This is a genomic window from Agrobacterium sp. M50-1 (genome assembly GCF_049843495.1).
GTDB classification, from domain to species: domain Bacteria; phylum Pseudomonadota; class Alphaproteobacteria; order Rhizobiales; family Rhizobiaceae; genus Agrobacterium; species Agrobacterium radiobacter.
In genome coordinates, this window is the sequence record NZ_JBBHZH010000001.1 from 519,936 (window position 1) to 537,305 (window position 17,370).

At 59.9% G+C, this 17,370-nt stretch carries 16 protein-coding genes and 1 riboswitch; of the genes, 8 read left to right on the top strand and 8 right to left on the bottom strand.

Features of this window, described 5'->3' with window-relative positions; all coding sequences use genetic code 11:
• The 3 genes from WDZ78_RS02340 to WDZ78_RS02350 form a co-directional block, all read right to left on the bottom strand.
• Positions 1-1,077: a carbohydrate ABC transporter permease gene (locus tag WDZ78_RS02340; RefSeq protein ID WP_425672224.1), complete on the bottom strand. Its 1,077-nt coding sequence runs from the start codon at positions 1,075-1,077 to the stop codon at positions 1-3.
• A complete protein-coding gene (locus WDZ78_RS02345; RefSeq protein ID WP_425672225.1) occupies positions 1,077-1,988 on the bottom strand; it encodes a carbohydrate ABC transporter permease in 912 nt (303 codons plus the stop codon). The genes WDZ78_RS02340 and WDZ78_RS02345 overlap by 1 nt, the downstream gene beginning before the upstream one ends.
• Positions 1,989-2,056: 68 nt before the next feature.
• Positions 2,057-3,430 (bottom strand): ABC transporter substrate-binding protein, encoded by a 1,374-nt coding sequence (locus WDZ78_RS02350; RefSeq protein WP_425672227.1) that lies wholly within the window; start codon positions 3,428-3,430, stop codon positions 2,057-2,059.
• A gap of 93 nt (positions 3,431-3,523) precedes the next feature.
• Here WDZ78_RS02350 and WDZ78_RS02355 point away from each other — a divergent pair, with 93 nt between their 5' ends.
• Entirely contained in the window at positions 3,524-4,663 is a 1,140-nt protein-coding gene (locus WDZ78_RS02355; RefSeq protein WP_020012123.1) for an ROK family transcriptional regulator, read from the top strand.
• 28 nt (positions 4,664-4,691) lie between these two features.
• Here WDZ78_RS02355 and WDZ78_RS02360 read toward each other — a convergent pair whose 3' ends face one another.
• Positions 4,692-5,114 (bottom strand): hypothetical protein, encoded by a 423-nt coding sequence (locus tag WDZ78_RS02360; RefSeq protein WP_425672228.1) that lies wholly within the window; start codon positions 5,112-5,114, stop codon positions 4,692-4,694.
• Positions 5,115-5,155: 41 nt separating this feature from the next.
• On the bottom strand, positions 5,156-5,647 hold the full coding sequence (locus WDZ78_RS02365) for a hypothetical protein (protein ID WP_020012125.1): 492 nt from the start codon (positions 5,645-5,647) through the stop codon (positions 5,156-5,158).
• A gap of 172 nt (positions 5,648-5,819) precedes the next feature.
• On the opposite strand from WDZ78_RS02365, the gene WDZ78_RS02370 reads away from it, so the two are divergent.
• From WDZ78_RS02370 to WDZ78_RS02400, 7 genes are all read left to right on the top strand, one after another.
• Positions 5,820-7,772 (top strand): BTAD domain-containing putative transcriptional regulator, encoded by a 1,953-nt coding sequence (locus tag WDZ78_RS02370; RefSeq protein WP_425672229.1) that lies wholly within the window; start codon positions 5,820-5,822, stop codon positions 7,770-7,772.
• 8 nt (positions 7,773-7,780) lie between these two features.
• Entirely contained in the window at positions 7,781-8,209 is a 429-nt protein-coding gene (locus tag WDZ78_RS02375) for a hypothetical protein (protein ID WP_020012127.1), read from the top strand.
• A gap of 37 nt (positions 8,210-8,246) precedes the next feature.
• Positions 8,247-9,446, top strand: a complete 1,200-nt coding sequence (locus tag WDZ78_RS02380; RefSeq protein ID WP_425672230.1) for a YcaO-like family protein — start codon at positions 8,247-8,249, stop codon at positions 9,444-9,446.
• Positions 9,443-10,156: a TfuA-like protein gene (locus WDZ78_RS02385; protein ID WP_425672231.1), complete on the top strand. Its 714-nt coding sequence runs from the start codon at positions 9,443-9,445 to the stop codon at positions 10,154-10,156. Before WDZ78_RS02380 ends, WDZ78_RS02385 begins: the two co-directional genes overlap by 4 nt.
• The gene (locus tag WDZ78_RS02390; protein WP_425672232.1) at positions 10,153-11,310 is read left to right on the top strand and encodes a hypothetical protein; all 1,158 of its coding nucleotides are present in this window, start codon (positions 10,153-10,155) and stop codon (positions 11,308-11,310) included. Before WDZ78_RS02385 ends, WDZ78_RS02390 begins: the two co-directional genes overlap by 4 nt.
• 126 nt (positions 11,311-11,436) lie before the next feature.
• A complete protein-coding gene (locus WDZ78_RS02395; RefSeq protein WP_425672234.1) occupies positions 11,437-11,874 on the top strand; it encodes a helix-turn-helix domain-containing protein in 438 nt (145 codons plus the stop codon).
• Between the two features lie 94 nt (positions 11,875-11,968).
• Positions 11,969-12,202 carry a hypothetical protein gene (locus tag WDZ78_RS02400; RefSeq protein WP_026364026.1) on the top strand — a complete coding sequence of 78 codons (234 nt, stop codon included), beginning with the start codon at positions 11,969-11,971 and terminating at the stop codon, positions 12,200-12,202.
• Positions 12,203-12,390: 188 nt separating this feature from the next.
• Here WDZ78_RS02400 and metE read toward each other — a convergent pair whose 3' ends face one another.
• From metE to WDZ78_RS02415, 3 genes are all read right to left on the bottom strand, one after another.
• Entirely contained in the window at positions 12,391-14,739 is a 2,349-nt protein-coding gene (metE, locus tag WDZ78_RS02405) for a 5-methyltetrahydropteroyltriglutamate--homocysteine S-methyltransferase (protein ID WP_425672235.1), read from the bottom strand.
• A gap of 99 nt (positions 14,740-14,838) precedes the next feature.
• Positions 14,839-15,054, bottom strand: a riboswitch (cobalamin riboswitch).
• Positions 15,055-15,123: 69 nt separating this feature from the next.
• Complete coding sequence (locus tag WDZ78_RS02410; protein WP_003509572.1) at positions 15,124-15,906, bottom strand: ATP-binding cassette domain-containing protein; 783 nt, start codon at positions 15,904-15,906, stop codon at positions 15,124-15,126.
• 18 nt (positions 15,907-15,924) lie between these two features.
• Positions 15,925-17,238 (bottom strand): sugar ABC transporter permease, encoded by a 1,314-nt coding sequence (locus WDZ78_RS02415; RefSeq protein WP_020012135.1) that lies wholly within the window; start codon positions 17,236-17,238, stop codon positions 15,925-15,927.
• Between the last annotated feature and the right edge of the window lie 132 nt (positions 17,239-17,370).

Consider the following 17,370-nt stretch of genomic DNA (forward strand, 5'->3'; position numbering starts at 1 on the left):
TTATCCTTTGATCCCGCCGAAACTCATCTGGGTGATGTATTTCTGTGTGAAGATGTAAATGACCAGCACAGGCAGCAGATAGATGATGCCGACAGCGGCGATCATGCCGTAATTCACGCCCACGCTGTCCTGTGCCACGAAGAAGAGGTAGAGGCTCATCGTCATCTGGCTTTTTTCGATGAGCAGGGTCTGGACGAAGACATATTCTTCCCAGCCACGCAGAAAGGTGAAGGTGGCGACAGCTATCAGCCCGCTTCTGACCTGCGGCAGAACCACCATGCGAAAGGCCTGGAAACGGGTCGCGCCATCGGTGACGGCACTCATCTCGATGTCCCAGGGGACATTGTCGAAAAAGCCCTTGAGAACGAAGATCGCAAAGGGCAATTCCAGCGCGCTCATGACCAGCACGACACCGAAGAGATTGTTGAGCAGCCCCATGTAATGCAGCTGCACGAAGATCGCGACAGTCAGCGCCAGTGCGGGAAATGCATGCAGCAGCAGAAGCCCGCGCAGGATGTTTTCACGCCCGGCAAAGGCAAAGCGCGACAGCGCATAGGCGGCCGGCGTGGCGACCAGCGCAACGATCAGGGTCTGGGAAGCGGCAAACAGCAGCGAGCTTCGCATGGCTGTCCAGACGGACGGCATCAGCGCGATGCGGGTATTGCCGGTTTTCTCGATGTCACGGCTCCACAGGAAGCTGTAATTCTCGATGGTCAGATGCGGCAGCACAAGCACGAAGACCAGCGCCGCCACCACGACGCCGAGCGCGAGCCAGAGCAGTGCGGGGTTGCGCAGGCGTGCTGAAAACAGCGCGATCGCAATCGCCCCGAAATAGGCGAGCGCAGCAATCGCGCCGCTGCGCCACAGCACCAGCCGGCTAAGATTGTCGTCGGAACTGGTCAGCGATTTCACCAAGAGCCAGAGATAGGGCAGGAGAACCGGGACGGAAACGACCGTGAGAAACACGAGGATGACGGGAAGAAAGCCGGCACGATGGGCGCGGCTGCGTCTTTCAAGATGCGCCCAGTCCGGTTTCAGATCGGAGGCGCGCCGGGCATGGCTTTGGACAAGCGTCATCACAGCACCTCGATCTTGGCAGGGGCAAAAGTCGCGCGCATGTTGCTGACGCGCCATTGAACGAGGGTCACGGCGACGCCGATGGCCATCAGGCCGAGCGCCAGCGCCGCGCCATAGGCGTAAGCACCGTTTTCGAAGGCGCGCCGGTAGATATAAAGCGCATAGGTGGTGCTGTCATAGACAGGGCCGCCGCCGGTGATCAGCAGGATATATTCATAGGTCGTCATCAGCGACAGCGCCTGATAGAGCGTGATGAAACGGATCGGAGCCGAAAGCGCCGGGGCGATAACGTGGCGGAGCACGCCCCATTCGCTGGCGCCATCGACTCGCGCCGCATTGGCGAGATGCGAGGGTATCGAGCGGATCGACGATGTCAGGATGACCATGGCGAAGGATGCGCCGACGACGCCGTTCGCCACCACCACCAGGAACAGCGGAAAGTCGTTGCGCAGGTTGAGCACCGGTGCGCCGAGTATACCGAGGAACTGGTTGAGCAGGCCGGAGGAGGTCGGATCGGCAATCCATATCCAGAGCACGCCGTAAAGTACGGCCGGGCTCATGCGCGGCAGCAGCCACAGGCCACGGAAAAAATTGCCAAGCCTGTCGGGTATCGCCGTCGTCGTAACCGCCAGGAGCGCGCCGAGGCCGATATTGAAGAAAAACAGCGTTGCGCCGACATAGATGAATGTCGTCAAAAGCACGATCGGCAGGCGGACATCACGCTGCACCATGCGCTGGAAATTCTCGACAGTGAATTTGCCGACCTTCAGATTTGCGCCCATATCGGTAAAGGCGATCACCAGATTGACGACGATGGGTGCCAGGAAAAAGACGCCGAGCAGGGCAAGAGCCGGCGCCAGATAAAAAATCGGCCGGGCCGGACGACGCGCCCTGAGCTGGAACTGAGACATTACGATATACCGGTGGGAGCACGGGAAAGCCGCCCGGCGTAACCGGGCGGCGTGGTGTCTGATAAAACTCAGTTGCTTGCGGCTTCGCGGATTTCGATATCCGCGCCGAATTGCAGTTCGAGTTCGTCGGCGATGAAATCGACCGCCTGTTCGGCCGTCATCTTGCCGGTCTCGACCGCCTGCAGGCCGCTGAACAGCACCTTGTTGTAGCTGCCGAACTTGGTGTGATTAGGCACGAACCGTGCGTCCTTCATCATCGGCGATGCGGCGGAAAGAACCCAGTTGTCCCGGTATTTCGGCATGGCCGTCTGCGCGTTGCTGATGGCGGTGTGATAGGAAGTCACGGCGTGTTCGTTGTTGAAATAGGGCAAGGTCGCCAGCGCCACGAGATCGGCGGCAATATCGGCATTGGCGCTCTTCGGGTTGACGGTATAGAGCAACGGATGCGACAGGTTGGCCGGTTTGCCGCCCTTTTCGGCCGCCGGTGCGGAAATCCAGCCGATCTTGTTGAAATATCCTTCGCGATCTTTCGGCCAGGTTGCGCCGTTCTTGTCTCCCACCTGCCAGGCAACCGCCCATACACCCTGGTGGAAGATGAAGGCCTTTTCCTGCTTGAAGGCGGTCTGGATGGCTTCCCAGCTCATGGCGGTATTGTCGACCGGCGTGACGCCCTGCTTGGCGTTGCGCTCGTACCAGCCGAGCGCCTTCACCATTTCCGCCTTGGGGAACACAAGCTTGCCGGTCTTTTCATCCATGAATTTCACGCCATAGGACTGAAACACCATCAGATAGTCGATACCGACATTCGGGCGATGCAGCATGCCGTATTGAGCGGCCTTGCCGTCGACCACTTCCTTCGACAGCGCGGTCAGATCATCGAGCGTGAATTCACCGGCATCAACCTTGGCCGGCAGGCTTTCGATAAAGGCCTCGTCCTTGCCGATCTTACGCAGCATGTCCTTGTTGTAGAAGAACATGCGGATTTCCGCGTCCTGTGGAATGCCGTAAATCTTGCCGTCAGCGCCCTTGGCCGAATTCCAGAGGACCGGAAGAATATCGCCATAGACCCACGGGGCGGCGGCGATCTTGTCTTCCATCGGCATGGCATAACCGTCCTGCGCGAACTGGCCGATCCATTCATGCGGCAGAATGTAGATATCCGGCCCCTGCCCTACCGAAAATGCCTTCAGCGTATCGAGAGCGAAACCGTCCCAGCCCTGCACGCTGCTATTGTTTGTGTCGATGACGATGCGCTTGTCGACGCCGGCGGCCTTGAACTGCGCGTTCATGATACCGGCCGCCGCTTCGATGTTGGTGACGCGGGCGGGCGCGTTCTTGTCGGCGAGCGTCCAGAGTTTGACGTTGATGTCTTCGGCAAAGGCAATGGCCGGCAAAAGTGCGCCGAGGGCGACCGTGGCCGCCAGGGAAAGAGATTTAAACATGAGGTGCATTCCCGTTGAAACTGATTATTTAATTAAGTTGCTTAATTTACAGCTTTATGACATTTCCGGCGCTAAAGCTGGGAGAGCAGGACTTTGGCTGAGAAACGAAACGGCGGATTTGCGGGTATCGGCGCGACACAGGGCGCGCTTCTGGGTTACATCAGGCGCAAGGGCTCGGCATCGCGGGTCGAACTTGCGGAATATTGCAACGTCACACCGGCTGCCGTGAGCATGATGACTCGCAACCTGCTCGAACGCGGCATTATCGAGGAAGGCGCGCGCCGGCAGGAAGGCCGGGGCGCTCCCCATATCGACCTCATGCTCAAGAGAACCGTCGGTTATGCTCTCGGCGCCCATGCCAATCGTTATTCGGTGATGCTGACGCTGTTGAATTTCGGCGGAGAGATCGTTGGCGAATTGCAGATGCGCGGTTCCTATGACGCGTTTTCCGATGTCCAGCGGGCACTTGAGGAAGGATCCGAAGCGCTGCTTTCAAAAAACGCGATTAGCCGCAACGACCTGATCGGTGCGGCGATTGCCATGCCCACCCGCTTTCGCAACGAGGCGATGTCGCTCGATCTTGCTGACGAGGTCATTTCCTGGGCGGGTTCCGACCTTTCCGCCATGCTGCGCGAGGCGCTGCGCTGCCCGGTGATTATCGAAAACGACGCCAATGCGGCGGCCATGGGCGAACTCACGCTCGGCAATACGGCGGGGCACGAAAATTTCGCCTATCTCTATTTGTCCGAAGGTATCGGCGGCGGCATCATCATCAGGAACGAACTTTATCGCGGTTTTCTCGGCAATGCCGGCGAGATCGGCGCCCTGCGTGGTCGCGGAAACTCACGGCCCTCTTTCGAAGATTTGGCGGCCTGGTGCCTCGAGCATGTCGGCGAAAAACCCTCCGGACGGGCTCCTGACATCTGGACGGACTACCTGTCCCGCAACACCGCCGTGCTCGACGCGTGGCTGGACCGGGCCGGGCCACAGGTTGCCCGCCTTGGCTTTGCCGTCAGCGCCGTATTGGCGCCCGACGCCATCTATGTCGGCGGCACCTTACCGAGAATGGTGCGCGAAAAACTGGCGAAATGGCTGGATTATGAGGTTTCGGATCCGTTCAGCGGCGCAAAGGTCATCCAGCCGCAAATCCTGCTGCCCGGGGTCGCCGCAACGGACCCCGTGGCCTTCGGCGCGGCGGCAATGATCCTGCACGGCATCGGCGAAACGGACTGAGAGCATGCAGAGGGTGGCGGCGGACGTCTCACCCCCCGAGATTGTGCACCATGAAATAAATCAGCCAGCAATGCGCGATCGCCAATATCGCCCAGGCCCATTTTGCCGCCCTGATATCGGAATCCACGACGCTGTTGCGGATCTCGATCCTGGCCGGCGTCTCCTCCCCGGCTCGATCATCTTCGAGGGTGAACGGGGGCAATGTCCGGGAAATCGGTTCGCTGACGACGTAAAGCCTGTCATTGCGCGGAGGCGGGCGCGACCCATCATCAACGCTCTCCGCATCGGAAAGCATATCGTCGCTGGAAGCGCAATTCACCGCCGCAAGTTGCGGTGACATCCCCCTGTTACGCACTTTACCTCTATTGAGCATCATAATTTTCCACACAATAAAAATAAAAATATTCTCTGACGACCTCCGATAAAGCCGCGCTTTACCGGGATGCCGCAATCCGTGCCGTCCACGCCCTCACGCCCAAAGACGTCCCCCTATCAGGGCACCAGCGCTCCGGGTAGTCCACGCCCGCCCGCATAGGGCTTTGCTTCCCGCTGGATCAGGAAGACGGATTTTTCCACCGGCAGCGGCTCGATCGTCCGGTAACGCTGAAACCGCTTTGAGTATTCGAACCGGATGAACCTGTCGTCGAACTTCCCCGCCAGAACGCGATAGCCGTTGACAAATTCATTCAGGATTTCCAGCTCTTCTCCCCACACCCAGCCGCCGTAGGACGTCCCTTCATTCGACCGCAGCACGATCTCGAAAAAGTGTCCGCCCGCCACCAACGGCATACGAAAGAGGATATCGAGATTATCCTCGTCCTCCTCATCGCCTTTCTTCGCCGACAGCCTGGCATGCGCGACCTTCGCATGGACCAGCGCCGAGACCGGATAGAACGGACGACCCTTGAACCACATGAATTCACTCACCGCATATCCGACATCGTCGGCACGCTGATAAGGTTCGATGCGCGGCTCGAAGGCCATGTAGCTTCCGTTAAACGCTATCACTTTCGAAAAATCCCGATGCCTGCCCGCCGCATGTCCGCTGTTTTCCACCCGTCATTCATGCTTCTGTCTGCGACAATAGGCAGGCCGCGTCACACCAGCGTCAAATGGAACGCTATGATGACTTTCAATTTCCCGGGCACGTTGTTAGATGATGATTCATGAGGGGATGAAAGTGGCTGGGAACGCTGAACTGATACCGATCCGGCTTTTTGGCACCCCGCGCTGTGATGCGGTGCGGGAGGCATTTTTTCCGTCCAAGGGTTTCGCCCTCACCGCCGCCCTCATCCTTGCGCCGAACCAGTCCCTTTCCCGCCAGCACGCCGCATCGCTGCTGTGGGAAAATGTCGAGCAGAAAAGGGCTCTCGGCAACCTGCGGCAGCTGATCCTGCGCCTTCAGAAGCTTCCCAACGAGGATGAGGCGATCCTTCTGACCGAAGGAAACGATCTGAAGGCCGGCAAGCTGGCGCAGCGAACCGACCTTGCCATCTTCCTTGCCGGCGCAAGGGCCGAAGACCCGATGCGGCGGCTCAATGCGCTGCTCGAATTCGGCGGCGAGTTGCTGGAGGGGCTGGAGGCCGGACAGGATCATCTTTATCTCTGGCTGCTTTCCGAGCGCCGTCGTCTCAGGGACCTGTTCTTTTCCAGCTACACCCAGCTTCTGGAAGAATTGACGCGTTTTGGTCGCGCCAGTTCGAACGATATCGCCAGGCTTGCCGAATGCGCCTGCAAGATCGAGCCGGAGCGCGAAGAAACCTACCGCGCCGCCATGGCGGCCTATGCGCGGATCGGAAATATCAGCGCCTGTGACGGCATGCACCAGCTTCTGATGGAGCAGCTCCGCCAGGAAGGTCGTTCGCCGGAAGCGGAAACCGTGGCGCTGAGGCGGCGAATACAAAGTCTGACCGCCACGATAGCGGCCCCCGCCGAACCGGAAGAGGGCAACCGCCGAAAATCCCAGACTAAACCGCGCGTCGCATTCGTTCGCCCGGCAAGGGTCGACGGACAGCCGGTCTCGCCGGTCATGCAGGCCTTCGTCGAGGATGTCGCCAACAGCCTTGTCCGATACCGGACCTTCACCGTGCTTTCGCCGCACAGCACCTTTGCACTGGCGCATCAGCGGGCCGATGACAGCTACGCCATGCTGCGGGCGGATTACCGCATCATTTCGACCGTATTCGACGAAACCCGCATGTCGGTTGCCTTGATCGAGGATGCAAGCGGTGAAATCGTCTGGTCGCTGGAAGCGGTCCTGACCGAGCGGCAGATCCACGCCGCCTTCCGCCTGCTCTCAAAACAGGTGGCCGCAGCGCTCGCCCGCGAAATCGAGCGGCTGCAGGTGGAACCCGACCGCAACCATAGCGGTGAGGCCTACCGGCAATTGCTGGAAGGCCAGCAGCTTCTGCGCGGCAAATGCGACCTGCCGCTTCTTCGAAGAGCCCGTTCGATGTTCCGCAAGGCGGTCGATCTCGACCAGAGCCTGGCGGTTGCCCGCGCCCGCGTCGCGCAGAGCCTGCAGCTGGAATGGCTGATGCTTGGCGGCAACGACCCCCATCTCCTGCATCGCGCCAAGGCGGAAGCGGATTCCTCCGTCGAGATCGACCCCGCTCTTGGTGTCGGTCACTGGATGTGCGCGGTGGTGGCGCTTTACCAGCGGGATTTCGACATCTCCGCTGAAAAATTCTTCGAGGCGGAGGCGCTGGCGCCCAACTCCGCCGACCTCCTGCTTCAGCATGCCGATGCGCTCGCCCATTTCGGCGATGCGGAAATCGCCTGGGAGAAGTTTCAGCAGGCCATCGACCTCAATCCGCTCGCCCCCGACATCTATTGGTGGGCCGGCGCCAGCATTGCGTTCAAGCGCGAGGATTATGGCACGGCGGTTGAACTGTGCGGGCGAATGGAAAATGACGAGCCGGCGTTGCGTGTTCTGACCGCAAGCCACGCACTGCATGGAGATTTGGCCGCCGCCCGGGAAACCGGCGGCAGGCTTCAGGAAAACTATCCGGGTATGACGGCGAGGGAGATCAGTAGCCTGTCTCCAGACCGAGACCCGGTAGCGAATGAAAAATTCTATCACGCACTTCGATTAGCTGGGATCAAATAGGAGATATTATGTCCTCGCATTTCTTCATTGTCGGAAAAAAGGGTTTCGGCGTTCTCTTCATTCGCACGGCGCCGCTCAGGGTTGCGTCCGTATCGCATGAGACGATTGCCGCCTATGAAGCCAGCCATCCCGGCGTGGATGGTTATGCCCGCGTGGCAGCCGCTGCAAAATCCATGCTCGTCCGCCAGAACGGCCAGCCTGAAGCCGAACTGGACCAGGTTCAGATTCAGGGCATCGAAGCCCTCGTCGCCGGTGGCGCCGTGGTTTCCGAAGCCGATTTCGCCTTTATTGGCGAAGTGAGCGACGCCGGCTGGGATTTCAACCGCATGGTACAGGCGCCGATCGAAGCCGCCCTGAAGGCTGTCGGCCCGGCCGGCTCCGTCACTGGCGAACTGTTCGACGCCATCCTTGCCGACGACGGCAACACGGCGCCCTGATCGTGGTCGCGCAGCCTTGACCGGCGCCGATGCTCCCATGTCAGCGACAGCGGCTTCAAGGCATGCCGACGCTTCGTTTTTCGATCCCGGACTGCTTCGGCGGTTCGGGATTACCCGCATCGGCGATGTAACCGGTCTCGATATTATCGGCATTCCCGTCTGGTTCGCGACCCGGCCCAATTCACGCGGGCTGTCGGTATCGCAGGGCAAGGGGCTTGTCACGGAACAGGCCCGACTATCGGCGATCATGGAGGCAATCGAAGGCGCGGTTGCCGAAGAAACCCGCAAACATATCGCTGCTTTCAGCTCCATCAAGGAGATGCGGGACAAAGGGGTTCCTCTCATTCCCCTCGAAACCGTCGGCAGGGTGGATCCGGATGCTCTCGATCCGCAAAAAGAACGCGCCTGGGTGAAGGGAACATCCATTCGCCGGCGGCGGGAGGTTTTTGCCCCTTACGAGCTCGTCGGCATGGATTTCCGCGTGGATTTCCCCTGGGACCGGCGGGCCTTCCGCATGAGTTCCCAAGGGCTCGCAGCCGGGTTCGACCATGACCATGCGGTTCTGCATGCCCTGCTCGAACTCATTGAAAATGACGCCTGCTTCCTCGTCGACACTTTCGAAACACGCGCCATCGCACCTCAACCGATCCTCATTCCGGCGGGCGTCGATCCTTCCCTTGACGCTCTTGTTCGACGCCTGTCGGATATCGGGCTGCCGCCGTCCTTCTTCGACATGACGAATGGGCTTGGTGTGCCGGTGGTGATGGCAAGCCTGCCCCGCTCTCTTCAGGCCAAGGACGGGCCGGCCACCCGCAGCGCCGCGGGTGCGGCCTGCCGGCTTGATATGCATGGCGCTGCGATTGCCGCGCTGCTGGAGGCGATCCAGTCGCGATTGACCGATATAAGCGGTGCGAGGGACGATCTCTCCCCTCTCCGCTACCAGCGGGATAGGGTCGCTGCCGGACCTTCGGCCTCCGGCGCGCGGCCGGTGGAGAGGGTGCCGGTCGATCTCGATTTTGCAGATAGTGCCGTGTCTTCGCCGCCATGGCGCCCGCTTGCGACGCACCTTTTCGCCGGCGGCATCGAGGATATCTATGTCTTTCCCTTGGAAACGGACGTATCCGGCCTGCATGTCGTGCGGGTTCTGGCAAGCGGCCTTTCCCCGGCGGGCGGCGGCCTGCAACGCATCTCGCAGCGCACCCTCGATCACTTGCTCACTGTCGGAGGCCTCGCATGAAGCCGGTGGTTTTTGCAGGCCCGTCCATCCATGGCATCGCCGGCGAAGATCTGTCCGGCCTCGATCTTCGCGGTCCGGCGGCTTGCGGCGATATTTTCGACGCGGTCCGGCAAGGCATCGGAGCGATCGGACTGATCGACGGACTTTACGGCGATTGCGCCGCCGTCTGGCACAAGGAAATCCTCTATGCGCTGTCGAGCGGCGTCAGCGTTTTCGGCGCCGCCAGCATGGGCGCGCTCCGCGCTGCGGAATGCACCTCCTTCGGCATGATCGGCATCGGTGAGATTTTCGAGGCCTATCGGGACGGGCAACGTTTTTCCGATGCCGATGTGGCGGTGAGCCATGCACCCGGCGAACTCGCCTACCGTCCGCTGACAGTTGCGCTGGTCGACGCCGAGGCGACGCTTGCGGCCTGCCGCGACGCCCTCACCCCGGAGCAACAGGACGCGCTCGCGCGTGCCGCCAGCAACCTGCATTTTACCCGCAGGACATGGCGCTCCATCGCTGCCGAAGCCGGCCTCGGCTCCGCAACGGCAGATTTGCTCGCGGCCAATGCGGTTTCCGTCAAGAGAAACGATGCGACGAGGCTTCTGGCGGTACTCTCGGGCGCGACGCTGCCATCCTCGCCGCCGCCAGCATGGAAACTGCAGAACACGATGTTTTTCCAGCAATTGGCCGCACGGCAGACGGCAGGAGACAAGACGTATTGAACGCCGTCCAGCCCCTGCCTTTGGTGTCCGATTGCGGTGGGCTGATCCGCACGATCGCACTCGCATTGCCTGCCGCCTTTTTTGCGGAGAACGGGCCCGCTGACACCGTTTCTCCGCTCATTCCCATCGGAAACCTGCTTTCGGCCCTGCCAGCGGATATCGTTGCCGCTATCGTGGTCGATCTCGCCTGTCTTGCGTCGGCGCAAAGCTGGCTCGATAGCCTGCCAATCTCCTGCCACACCGAGCTGATACCCCTTGCCGGAAACGACAGCGTTTCGCATCCATGGCTACAGGATATGTTCCATGTACGGAGAGATGGTCACGACGGAGATGTCGGGACGGAATTTGTTTTGGGGGCGGAAAAGGCCGTCGGCGTCACTCTGGCCGAATATATGGGAGCGACGACCACGCATTCCGATGTCGCTTTGGCAGGAGGCAATCAACTCGTCGGCCCGGATTTTCGGCTGGTGGGCTATTCCAGCCTGCAGGATGACAGTGGCATCCAAAAGAATGCTTCCATCCCGTCACAACGGTGGCGAACGGTTGAGGCTCTCGACGGCCGAAGCGTGTTCAGTTTCGGATATCGGCCGGAGGATCTCGGCAATATCCCGGTTTCTTTAGATCTTTCCGCGGCAGAGACTTGCGGAGCAAAGATTGCCGGCGAAAGAATGCACCAATGCGGCTTCCACGTTGACCAGTTCGTTTCCGTTACCGGTCTGAGGAGCGGGGGGCGGCCGTTATTGCTCGTTGCCGATCCCGTCGCGCATGGCGGATGCAATGCCCGCGCAGCAACCGATCTGAAACAAAAACTGGACGCCTCGGTCCTTTCGCTTGCGCGGCAAGGCTTTGCGATTGAACGAAATCCCATTCCGGTTTCACCGGCCATCGATACCAACAAATGCCTGCCCAGGCTTTACAACAATGTCCTTCTTGAAAATGTCACACGTTCCGGTCAGAAACGACCATTCGTCTGGATTCCGCATTTTGGCGATAGGGAAGCGCTTGAGGAATTCGACGCGATGAATCGGAAAATTTGGGACAGATTCGGCTTTCAAGCCATCGGTGTGGCCGGATGGAGCCATCTTTCAAGCCGCAACGGTGCGTTGCGTTGCGCCACAAAAATAATAAATCGCGGCGTGGACACGCGATTATGAACGAAAAACCGTGCAATTTTGTCAATAAAGCTTCATAATACCCGTGGAAATTGTGTTGAATGTATACCTTCAACAATATTAATTGATAATCATCGGATTTAAGAACCTCAACCGGAGGAATTTGTAATGCAGGCCAAACTACCCAGCCCGATCGACGTCCATGTCGGCGCACAAATCAGAATGCGCCGCAAGTCGCTCGGCATGAGTCAGAGTGCGCTGGCCGGGCGATTGGGCATCACCTTCCAGCAGGTCCAGAAATATGAAAAGGGCGCCAACCGAGTCGGCGCGTCCCGCCTGCAGGCCATTGCGTCGATCCTCGGCGTGGAGGTCAGCTCCCTGTTCGCCAATGCCACGCCCGATGGCGACCCGTCAAATCCGGCTCTTGGCACGATCAACGCCATGCAGACCTTCGTGGCTTCGAATGAAGGCTTTTCGCTCAACCAGGCCTTTTCGCGCATCAAGAGCAGCGCCGTGCGCAGAAGCATCGTCGCCCTCGTGACATCGCTTGCGGCGACCGAAGCGGCGGAAAATGCCAACGCGCCGGCAGACAAAAACGACAATTGACGCAGGTGTGACGCTCGCGTGACGCTCGATGTGGTCAAAAATGAACAACGCAACATCAAAGCGTTTTCATACTGTCGACTGTCGAGAGGGAATCATGGTGGCGTCTACCACAGCTATACTTGAACAGGACAATGCAGACGAGATTCTGGCGCTCGGGCGGATGGTTTCCTATCTTTGCCAGCGCTCGAAGTCTCTGGAACTGGGCATGTCGACCTATTTCCTGGAAATGGCATTGCTGTCGCTGGCCCAGGACATCAATCAGCAGGGTCTGCCGCTGGTAAACGCAGAAATCAATGTCAGCGCCTTGGCACAGGCCGACCTGCATTGAATGTTTTCGCAACGGCATGAACCCGCAGGAGTGAGCGTTTCCGCGCCGGCCTCCAGTCGTGAAAGCCTGGGAACGTCTTGTCTGTCCGGCTGGCTCCATCCAGCAGGAGAGACATTCACATATCTTCCTCCACTTTTTATTGGCGCAAGCCATGAGTGAGGCCCGGTTTTGCCGGGCCTCACTTCATATCAGGGCGCCGCGCGGCGAAGCTCGACGGCGGCGGCAACCATGTTGACGAGGGCCGGCCTGACCTCCTCCCACTTGCGGGTCTTCAGGCCGCAATCGGGGTTGATCCAGAGCTGCCGGTCGTCAAGACGCTCCCGCGCCAGCGCCAGAAGATCGACCATTTCTCCAACATCAGGCACACGCGGCGAATGGATGTCGTAAACGCCGGGACCGATCTGGTTCGGATATTTGTAAGTCCGAAACGCATCCAGCAATTCCATCTTCGAGCGCGACGTCTCTATGGAGATCACGTCGGCATCCATCGCCGCAATGGCATCGATGATCTGGTTGAATTCGGAGTAGCACATATGGGTGTGCACCTGTGTGCGATCATCCACGCCGCCGGAGCAAATACGAAAGCACTCCACCGCCCAGCCGAGATAATCCTGCCAGTCCCGGTGCCGAAGCGGCAGGCCTTCGCGAAGAGCCGCCTCATCGATCTGGATCATCTGCGCCCCGGCCGCCTCGAGATCGTTGACCTCGTCGCGGATGGCGAGCGCGATCTGCCGGCATGTCAGACTTCTGGCGATATCATCGCGGACAAAGGACCAGTTAAGGATCGTCACCGGTCCGGTCAGCATGCCCTTGACGGGTTTGTCGGTGAGCGACTGGGAATATTCCCACCAGCGGACCGTCATCGGCTTCGGACGCGACACATCGCCGAAGATGATGGGCGGACGCACGTAACGCGAGCCGTAACTCTGCACCCACGCATGCTGGGTAAAGGCGAAGCCGGACAGCTGCTCGCCAAAATATTGCACCATGTCGTTGCGCTCGAACTCGCCGTGAACAAGCACATCGAGACCGATATCCTCCTGCCAGCGGATGGCCGCTTCCGTTTCTTTCTGCAGGAATGTTTCATACTGCGCATCGCTCAGGGCGCCCTTCGAATGCGCTGATCGGGCCTTGCGCACCTCCGGCGTCTGCGGGAAGGAGCCGATGGTGGTCGTCGGAAAAAGCGGCAGCGCAATGGCTTGCGACTGCACCTTCTGACGCTCAGAAAAAGCACTCGCTCGCTTCCTGTCGGCCTCGCCAATCGTCGCGATACGCTTTTGCACGGCGGCATCCGTTACCTTAGGCGAGGATGTGCGTGCGGCAACCGCCTTCGAGGCAGCCTCCAGTTCCGGGGTTACAGCGGCCTTGCCCTCACCGAGAGCCTTGCCAAGCGTGGCAATCTCGTCGAGCTTCTGGCTGGCAAAGGAAAGCCAGCTTTTCAGATCGGCATCGAGGCCGGTTTCCAGTTCCAAATCGACCGGAACATGCAGCAGCGAGCAGGACGGCGCAATCTGAAACGCCGCCGCACCGCGTGACGCGATGATGGGTTCCAATCGAGTGACGATTGCGGCGAGATCAGCACGCCAGATGTTGCGGCCATCGATGACGCCCAGCGACAGAACGCGATTTTCCGGCAGCGCCTTCAACACCGCCTCCAACGCAGTGGGTGCTCGCAGCAGATCCACATGAAGGCCGGCAACCGGCAGCGCGGTGACGGTTTCGAGATTGTCCTCAAGCCCACCGAAATAGGTGGCGAGCAGGATCTTCAGATCCGGCGCGGCCCTGGACAAAGCCTGATAGGCCACAGCCAGCGCATGACGCTCCCCCTCGGAAAGGTCCAATACGGCCACGGGTTCGTCGATCTGCACCCAGTCTGCGCCTACCGCGTGCAGGCGGCGCAGCAGCTCTTCATAGACAGGCAGTAGCCTCGCCAGCAGATCAAGCGGCTTGAAAGCAGCTTCACGCGCCTTGGCAAGCTTCAGGAACGTGACCGGACCGAGAATGACCGGACGCGTATGGATGCCGAGCGCCTTCGCCTCAAGGAAGTGGTCGACCGGCTTTTGCGAGGTCAGTTCGAAATGCTGATCCTCGGAGACCTCCGGCACCATGTAATGATAGTTGGTGTCGAACCATTTGGTCATTTCCAGCGCCGGAACGCCATGACCATGATGCGAATGCCCTTCATGCACATGGCCGCAGCCTGCATGCCCCTCGCTCTGGCTGCCGCGCGCCATGGCGAAATAGGTCGAGAGGGAAACATCTCCACCCGCCCATCCATAGAGGAATGGAACGGCGCCCACCATCACGGCCGTATCGAGGACATGATCGTAGAGGGAAAAATCATTGGAGGGGATGTGGCTAATCCCCTTCTCCTGCTGAAGCACCCAGTTTTCGGCGCGCAGCCTGGCGGCGGTTTCGAGAAGTTCCGTTTCGGAAATCTTTCCGGACCAGAAGCCTTCAAGCGCGAACTTCAGTTCGCGATGACGGCCGATCCTCGGGAAACCGAGCGATGCGACTGGAATGGTCTTGTCTGACATTGTCATACCCCATTTGGTTGTGGGGGCATGGGTAAAGCGGACGCGTGCAGGCCCGGCTTTGCCGGACCATTGCAGCAACCACCGGGACACCCCGCCCGTGGACGTTATTTTGTCCTGGCAGGTCTCCTGGCTTACGGGTCGCCGCCCCTGCCCGTCTTCCCGGGGCTTTTAACCCCAGTGACATCCTGGACAAAGGCTCGCCGCTTACAGTTGCGGGGGCAGCTCCGGTCTTGCCGATCGTCGGCGCACCGGATTCCCTCTTAGCTCCGGGATTGAAATAATCAGGCCCGGAGAACCATGACACCCGCATTTCTCACTACGGGTGTCACAATGTCAATAGATATAAAGAAATCTTTATATCTTTATTTCATTTAAAGGCAGATGTCAGGAGACGACCGCGCCCGGGCCCGCCACAGCGCCAGACGGCACCTTGCCCAGAATGATCATGCCGAGAACCTCGTCCTTCGTCACATCTTCCGTGCGGGCATGGCCGACCACCTTGCCGTTCTTCATCACGAATACCCTGTCCGCCAGGTCGAAGACGTCATGGATATCGTGGCTGATGAGGAAGATGCCGATGCCCTGCCGTTTCAGCTCCTTGACGAGATCACCGACCTGCGCGGTTTCCTGCGGCCCAAGTGCTGCCGTCGGTTCGTCCATGATGAGGATGCGGGCATCGAACAGAATGGCGCGGGCGATGGCGACGGACTGCCGCTGGCCGCCCGACAATGCCTTTACCGGCTCCTTGAAACGCCGGAAATTGGGGTTGAGACGCCCCATGACCTCCCGGGCCGAGGCCTCCATGGCGACATCATCCAACGTGCCCCATTTCGTTTTCAGCTCGCGGCCGAGATAGAGATTGGCCGCCGCATCGACATTATCCGCCACCGCCAGCGTCTGGTAGATGGTTTCAATGCCATATTTCTTGGCGTCGCGGGGATTGCGGATATCCGCATCCTCGCCATTGATGAGGATATCGCCGCCATCGCGCCGGTAGGCGCCGGACAATATCTTGATGAGCGTCGATTTGCCCGCGCCGTTGTGGCCGAGAAGGGCCACCACCTCACCGGGGAAAAGGTCGACAGAGGCGTTTTCCACCGCATGGATACCGCCGAAGGAAATGGAAATATTGCGCATTTCCACGAGGGGCGTGACTTGTTCCGTCATAGGAGTTCTCCTCGGTTCTTACTTGGCGCGGGCGCGGTAGATGGTGTCGAGCCAGACGGCGACGACCAGAACCACACCGACGACGATGCGCTGGAAGGGCGTGTCGATGCCCACCAGCACCATGCCGGATTGCAGCGACTGCATGACGAGCGCGCCGAGCATCGCGCCGGCTATGGTTCCGACACCGCCGGCAAGCGAGGTGCCGCCGATGACCGCCGCCGCGATCGTATAAAGTTCGTCCAGTTCACCCTGGGCGTTGGTTGCCGCGTTGAGGCGGGCAGTGGAGATTGCCGCGGCGATGGCGCAGAGAACGCCCATCAGCGTGAATATCTTCACCGTGACCCAGCGGGTCTTGATGCCGGCGAGTTCGGCCGCTTCCGGGTTGCCGCCGATGGCGAAGACATAACGTCCGAAGCGCAGCCGCGTGGCGATGAAGGTCATCACTGCACCAACGGCGAGCGCCATCAGCACCGGAATGGCAATGCCGTGCGGAATGAACAGGCCACCATCCGGCCAGGTGATGCCATTGGCATCGGCATAATTGCGGGCGATGTTGATCGGCCAGGGGTAGCTGTTGACGACAGCCACGAAACCGATGACGACAAAGCAGCCGAGCGCCACCAGAAAATATTCCGCCCAGACCGGCCGCAGCGGAAAGCCGAAACGGCGGCGCTGGTGACGGGAATTGAGGATTGCCGCGACGATGGCGACACAGGCGACAATGGCAGCGATCCAGCTCCATGTCGCGCCGATCGAGCCGCTGGTGCCGCCGCCCATCAGGCGGAAGGTGGAATCCATCGGCGCCACGGTGCGGCCGCTTGTGACGAACCAGGTGCCGCCGCGCCAGACCAGCAGACCGCCGAGCGTGACGATGAAGGACGGCACGTTGAGGAAGGCGATGATCGAGCCCTGCAGCATGCCGATGGCGCCGCCGACGAGAATGCCGACCAGAAGCGTGACGATCCATGTCGCCCAATGTTCGAAGCCGAGAAGCTGCGGCAGGATTTCCGCCTGCATGACACCCATGATCATGCCGGAAAAACCAAGGATCGATCCGACCGAAAGGTCGATGTTGCGGGTGACGATGACGAGCACCATGCCGGTCGCCATGACAGCCACGGAAGCGGTCTGCACGGAGAGGTTCCAGAGGTTTCGCGGCGTCAGGAACAGCCCACCCGAAAGAATGTGGAAACCGATCCAGATCAGAAGAAGCGCGCCGACCATGCCGAGCAGTCTGGTATCCAGCTCGGTGGCGTTGATGAAGCGCGCAATCGAGCCTGTTTTTTCCGTCTTTTGCGACGTCGTGGAATTGGATTGGGTCATATCGGCCATGAACTGCCGGTGCTCCTTACATCTTAGAGCGTTTTCGCTTTTCCTCGAATCGCGAAAACGCTCTAACTCTTTGTTCTGGCGCATTTCCGGACGGAAAACCGGGCTCCACTTTTCCTGGAAATGCTCTAAAGG